The 5,904-nt window shown below is 65.5% G+C and carries 4 protein-coding genes; 2 read left to right on the top strand and 2 right to left on the bottom strand.

What is annotated here, in order from left to right:
• Nucleotides 1–1,850 (bottom strand): hypothetical protein (locus VFZ97_15685; protein HEX6394875.1); only part of this gene is annotated, 1,850 nt, incomplete at its 3' end.
• 417 nt (nucleotides 1,851–2,267) lie between these two features.
• A complete protein-coding gene (gene polA / locus VFZ97_15680; GenBank protein ID HEX6394874.1) occupies nucleotides 2,268–4,979 on the bottom strand; it encodes a DNA polymerase I in 2,712 nt (903 codons plus the stop codon).
• Between the two features lie 52 nt (nucleotides 4,980–5,031).
• Between polA and VFZ97_15675 the strand changes: the two genes are divergently transcribed.
• Together VFZ97_15675 and VFZ97_15670 are read left to right on the top strand one after the other, a co-directional pair.
• Nucleotides 5,032–5,691, top strand: a complete 660-nt coding sequence (locus VFZ97_15675; GenBank protein ID HEX6394873.1) for a metal-dependent transcriptional regulator — start codon at nucleotides 5,032–5,034, stop codon at nucleotides 5,689–5,691.
• Between the two features lie 6 nt (nucleotides 5,692–5,697).
• On the top strand, nucleotides 5,698–5,904 hold a 207-nt coding region (locus VFZ97_15670), incomplete at its 3' end, for an arginase family protein (protein HEX6394872.1).

Raw genomic sequence — 5,904 nt, 5'->3', positions numbered from 1 at the left:
TTGGGCACGCTCCCGTCCTGAGCGATAGTGACCGTGGACGTCCCGTAGGTTGTGTCGGCGGGAGCCGTGCAGGTGCCGTTATCGAAAAGCTGGTACGACACAGTGCCGGTAGGCGTGAAGGACCCAATCCCTGTGAGGGTCGCGGTGTCGTACGCCGTCGCTCCTGTGCTTCCAGAACTCCACGGGGAGTTGGTCACCGCGTTGAACGGCTGAGTAACGGGGGCGATAGGTGCCTTCGAAATCTTGAACGGCTCACACAGGCCGGTAGCCTTGTTGTTCGTCGTGTTGGCTGACATCACTGCCTGGTATGAGTAGGAGCCGGCTCCGAGAGCGCCGCTCCCAGGCGAGTCAGGGACCACGTTGCCGGTCTGCACCGTTACCTGGTCGGTCCTGAGAGTTGGACCTGCAATCCCGTCGCAGGTGTTGTTTCCGTAAAGCGTGTAGGTAACAGTCGCTCCTGTGGCGTTGTAAGCGTTGGTGAGGCTGGCGGTGTCGTGGACGACCGAGCCCAAAGGAGCGGGATGGTTGTTATCTACCGTGTTACCCTGTGCGTCCTTCACCGTCGTGGTGATGGTCGGACTCGCCGGAAAAACGGTGAAGTTCTCGGGCGCCGCAGTCGTCGCCGCATCGAGGACATCGCCGCCGTAAGAGGCGAGATAGCAGTAGCTGCCCGGGGTCGTCACTGTGAACGGACCCGAAGCGCCGATGACTCCATTGGCAACGGTCCCGGTCGTGGTGTTTAGCAACGTGCCCGTGCCGCAAGCCCCGCTGTACAGCTTGTAGGTCACCGTGCCGCTGGCGCTCGCAGCAGCACCGCTCAGCGTCGCGGTGTCGTGAACGGTCGTTCCGACTACCACACCTGTGAGCGGAACGGGGGTGTTCGAGGAGGTCTCCACTACGGTGGCGAGAGCCGGCTGCGCGACGATGGCGCTGGACTGCAACGATCGCTCCTGAGAGCCGCCACTTCCGTCCAAGCTGTTGACCCACATGTGGTAGGGCGCGCCGCTGATCGCGCCGGCGCCGTTACCGGGGCCCCAATCGAACTCCGAAGCAATGTGTGCGCCCCAGGCCAGAACCAGCGTCGGGTTGCCGGCGGGCGAGATGAACGAGACGTTGATGACCGTGACACACCCGCTGTTCGCCGGCTGGTTGAGAGGTGAGGCATAGGTGACCGCGTTGATAGGTGCGAACAACGTTCCCGTGGGACCCCAAAGACTAAAAACGCCCGTGGTCGAGGCGAGCGTTGGAGGGGTCCCAGCCGACCCGCATGTCCCGTTAACTCCCGACAAAGTCGGAGCCGGGATGCCGACTGTGGCGGTTGGGTGGGCTGGGTCGCAACCAGCGACGATCCCGCCGCAAGGGTTGTTGTTGTTGGCATGGAGAGCGGTTGGAGCGCCCGTGGTCTCGGTTGCGTTGAAGGACCCCAAGTAGTCGTAGGAGTGCTTCCCCTTGTCGACCGTTTGGTATTGCAGGGCCACGGTATGAGGGCCGGGAGTGATGTTGAACAGCGTCAGTTGGAAGGGAAGGGTGTCACCTTCGGCCCAGTGGGAATTGGAACCGTTGTCGTCGCCGCTCTGGTAGGCGGAGCCGGAGCACGCGACGGTCGTTCCCTTGCCGCCGTTGGCGCACTGGTTGATCGAGTAGGAGTTGAGGCCCGAAGCGGACGTCGCCGTCACAACCGCAAACAAGGTTCCGCCCACAAGACCCGCCGCCGCGATGGCGCGCACCATCTTCGACATCGCAGTCGCGAGGAAGGCGCCCCCGATCGCCCGCCACGCGGTGGCAAACGAGCCACGCCGGCGAGCGGAGCGGCGGGTGCGACTGTTGCGGCGCTGTGAGTGAACGGCCATCAGTTAGCCCCTTCTTGAGCCCACGGGTTGGGGGAATTTCCGCTGGGAAGTTAAAAGACTCAAGTGTTGTGAATCACTCCAGTATCACAATATGCGCCCAAATACTCTGAGTAGTACCACGACTACTGAGAGCGCGTGGTTTCACTCCCCGTGGCAACCGCGCGACCGCAATCCGTGTTCGCAACACTCGTTGCGCGAAGAATTTTCGTTTTCTTCGCACTAGGTGAGATATTGCGCCGGAAGTCGCATTCGTCGCGTTTGGCCTCCGGAAAGTCAGTTGTTGGGCTGAGATGGAGAGCCGCGCACAGAGAACTTCGCCATTTCGTGGCTTCCTTCCCCACTGCGTTGATGTGGCGTTGTCGACCCGCCGACTCCCCGAGCTGTTGCGAGGCAACCCAACGGTGCCTGTCCCGCCAGTCAGCCCTTCGCGGAGGCCCAGGTGTCGCCCCAAGCGAGGTTGATCGTGAGAGGAACCAGGAGATCCGCGGCACCCGCCATGGCATCGGAGACGGCTCCGGAAGCGGCGTCCTCCTCGTCCGGGGGGACCTCCAGGATCACCTCGTCGTGGACCTGGAGCACCAGCCGCGACGTCAGGTTCCCGACCCTCAACCTTTCGTCGAGCCTCACGAGGGCGACCTTGAAGATGTCGGCGGCCAGGCCCTGGATGCCGGCGTTCATCGCCTGCCGCTCCCCGGCTGACCGGACCTGGTAACGGTTGGACTGAAGCTCCGGAATGATCCGCCGGCGCCCGAACAGCGTTTCGGTGTAGCCGCGCGATCGGGCCTCCGCCACCACCCTGTCCATGTATTCGCGGACCTTGGGGAAGCCCTCCCAGTAGGCCTTGAGGATCTCCGCGGCTTCGTCGACCGGGATGGCCAGACGGCTGGCTAGGCCATAGGCCTCCATCCCGTATGCAAGGCCGTAGGACACCATCTTCGCCTTCGACCGCATCGCAATGGTTACGTCGGCCGACCCGACCCCGTAAATGCGGGACGCGGTCAGGTTGTGGATGTCGGTCCCGGTCCGGAACGCTTCGATGAGCGACGGCTCCTCCGCGAGATGGGCGATCACGCGAAGCTCGATCTGGTTGTAGTCCGCCACCAGAAAACGGCAACCCTCCGCCGGCAAGAAGCACTCCCTGAACCTGCGCCCCTCCTCGCTGCGGATAGGGATGTTGTGCAGGTTCGGCTGGTCCGAGCTCAGCCGGCCGGTCCGGGCGACGGTCTGGTTGAACGTCGCGTGGATCCTGCCGTCGGGCGCCACTTCGGCGAGCAGCGACTCGCCGTACGTCGATCTCAGCTTCTCGACCTCCCGGTAGCGGAGGAGTGCGTCGATGATCGGATGCTCCCCGCGCAGCTTCTCCAGCGTCTGGGCGTCGGTCGAGTAGCCGGTCTTGGTCTTCTTCTGCGGCGCCAGTCCGAGCTTGTTGAAGAGGATCTCCCTCAGCTGCTGGGTGGAGTTGACAACGAACTGCACGCCGGCGAGATCCTGGATCTCCGACTCGAGCCGCTTGGCTTCCGACGCCAGCTCGTTCGACAGCTCCCGCAACTTCTCGACGTCGACGCGGACGCCGGCCTCCTCCATCTTGGCGAGCACCCTGACGAGGGGGCGCTCCACGTCGTCGTACAGCTTCGACATGCCCCTCGCCGAAAGCGCACCGCTCAACGGCTCGATCAACCTGGCGAGGGCCGCGGCCCTTCGCCCTGCCTCCTGGCCGGGATCGGCTCCCGTGCCACCCAGATCCAGCTGCCCCGGCGGTGGCCCTTCGCCTCCCGCCAGGTCGAGCCCGGCGTAGCGGGTCGCAAGGTCTTCGAGCAGGTACTGGTCGCCCGCGGGATCCACCAGGTAGGCGGCGATGGCGGTGTCGAGTTCGAGGCTCGAGAAGTCGACTCCCACCACCGACAGCCCCCTCATCAACGATTTGGCGTCGTGGGCGGAGACCCGAACCCCACCCTCCCCGAGCAGCCCGGCGAGAGCCTCGAGCACCTCGGGCACAGCAAGCACATCGGACCTGATCCAAGTCACCCGGACGGGACCGGAATCGGGTGGGGGGACTGCGACCACCGCCAAACCGAGAAGGGCGCTACGCCCCTCTCGATCCTCCCATCCCGCGGACACGGCCAGGTCGGTGCGGGCGGACAACCAACCAGTGACGGTCGAGACGGCTGATGCCGGGCCGTCGAGCGTGTCGATCTCCACCTCGACCGGGGCCCCCGACGACGCGGCGACGCCCCCAGCCCCGGCGCTGCCGGTCCCACCTCCGGTCGCTTCGACGAACCGATCCCAAAGCGAGCGGAACTCTAGAAAGTCGAAAAGCCTCCGCACTTCCTCGAGGTCCCAGCCTCCGATCGCGGCATCCTCGACGGCGAACGAGACCGGCACGTCCCTCGACAACGGGGTGACCGCCGCGTTCGCGCGAACGACCGGCTCGGCGTCGGCGAGGCTCTGGCGCAGCTTCGGCGACAGCTCGTCCAGATGCTCGAAGATGCTGTCGAGATCGCCGTACGTGTTGATCAGTCTCGCTGCGGTCTTCTCCCCTACCCCCGGGACCCCCGGCAGATTGTCCGAAGGATCACCGCGGAGCGCGGCGTACTGCGGATAGCTGGCCGGCGTCACCCCCGTCCGCTCGGCGATGCCCTGCTCGTCGTACAGCGCGTAGTCGGAGACCCCGCGACGGTTGTAGAGAACCTTGACGAGCGGATCCTCGACGAGCTGGTAGGTGTCCCGGTCCCCGGTGACGATGATCACTTCGTCGCCACGCGCCGCGGCCTGGGTCGCAAGCGTTGCGATGACGTCGTCGGCTTCGAACCCCGGCTCTTCGACGGTCGGGATCTTCAAGGTCTCGACGAGCTGGCGTACCAGGCCCATCTGCTGGCGGAGGATGTCAGGGGTCTCGGCCCGCCCCTCCTTGTACCCCTCGACGAGGCTGTGCCGGAACGTCGGTTCCGGGCGATCGAACGTCGCCACCAGCTGGTCGGGCTTGTGGTCCTTCAACAGGTTGATCAGCATCGAGGTGAACCCGTACACGGCGTTGGTCACCTGCCCCGAAGCGGTCGCCAGGTCAGTGGGCAGAGCGAAGAACGCCCGGTAGGTGAGCGAGTTCCCGTCGATCAGCATCAGCCGCGCCATCACGTCGAGCCTACGCCGGGCTTGCGACGGTGTCGGCGGTAGGCTCGGCGGCATGCCGGAGGGCTTCCATCCGCCTCTCGAGGAGTACTTGGAAGCGATCCACGAGCTCGGTGAGGAAGGGATCGTGGTGATCCAGGCGCGCCTCGCAGAACGGCTCGGGCACTCCGCTCCTGCCGTATCGGAGATGATCCGCCGTCTGCGCGACGAGGGTTATATAGAGGTAAAAGGACGGTCGCTTCTGCTGACCGCCCGCGGCCGGGGGGTGGCCGAAAGTGTTGTCAGGAAGCACCGCCTCGCCGAGCGGCTGCTCACGGACATCATCGGGCTGCCGTGGGAGAAGGCCCACGTCGAAGCGGGCCGGTGGGAGCACGTCATCTCGGACGAGGTCGAAGCTCGGCTCGTCGAAGTCCTGGGCCACCCCACGACCTGCCCGCACGGGAACCCGATACCCGGATCTGGCCGGGCGCGGACCGATCTCATGGTTCTCGCGGACAGCCGGCAGGGCGACCACGTCCGCCTGGAGCGCGTGACCGAGCAGATCGAGATCGACCAGGACTCCCTCTCCTATTTGTCCTCCCATGGATTCGTGCCAGGCAAAGAGGCCACCGTCGCGTCGCTCGCACCCGACGGAACCATGATCCTCGACCTCGGAGCCCGCACCATCGCCCTCGGCCCGAGCCTCGCCCAGCAGCTGTTCGTCACCGCCGCCTGAGAACACATGGCCCGCATCGGCAACATGTTCGGCCCGGACGCGACGTTCCTCGGCGTGCCGGCAGCCGACCTCGACCGACCTGACTCGTACGCGGATGCCGGCGCGGTCATCCTCGGAGCCCCCTACGACGGTGGGACGTCCCACCGGCCCGGCGCCAGGTTCGGGCCGCAGGCGATCCGCTTCACCGACTACCTACCTCACGACGGGAGCCGG

It is taken from the genome of Acidimicrobiales bacterium, assembly GCA_036378675.1.
In the GTDB taxonomy this organism is placed as follows: Bacteria; Actinomycetota; Acidimicrobiia; order Acidimicrobiales; family Palsa-688; genus DASUWA01.
This window is presented reverse-complemented; position numbering and strand designations above follow the sequence as displayed.

Excerpts from the sequence above, each read along its gene's own strand:
- polA (HEX6394874.1), bottom strand. The coding sequence starts at position 4,979 with ATGGCGCGGCTGATGCTGATCGACGGGAACTCGCTCACCTACCGGGCG.
- VFZ97_15675 (HEX6394873.1), top strand. The coding sequence starts at position 5,032 with ATGCCGGAGGGCTTCCATCCGCCTCTCGAGGAGTACTTGGAAGCGATC.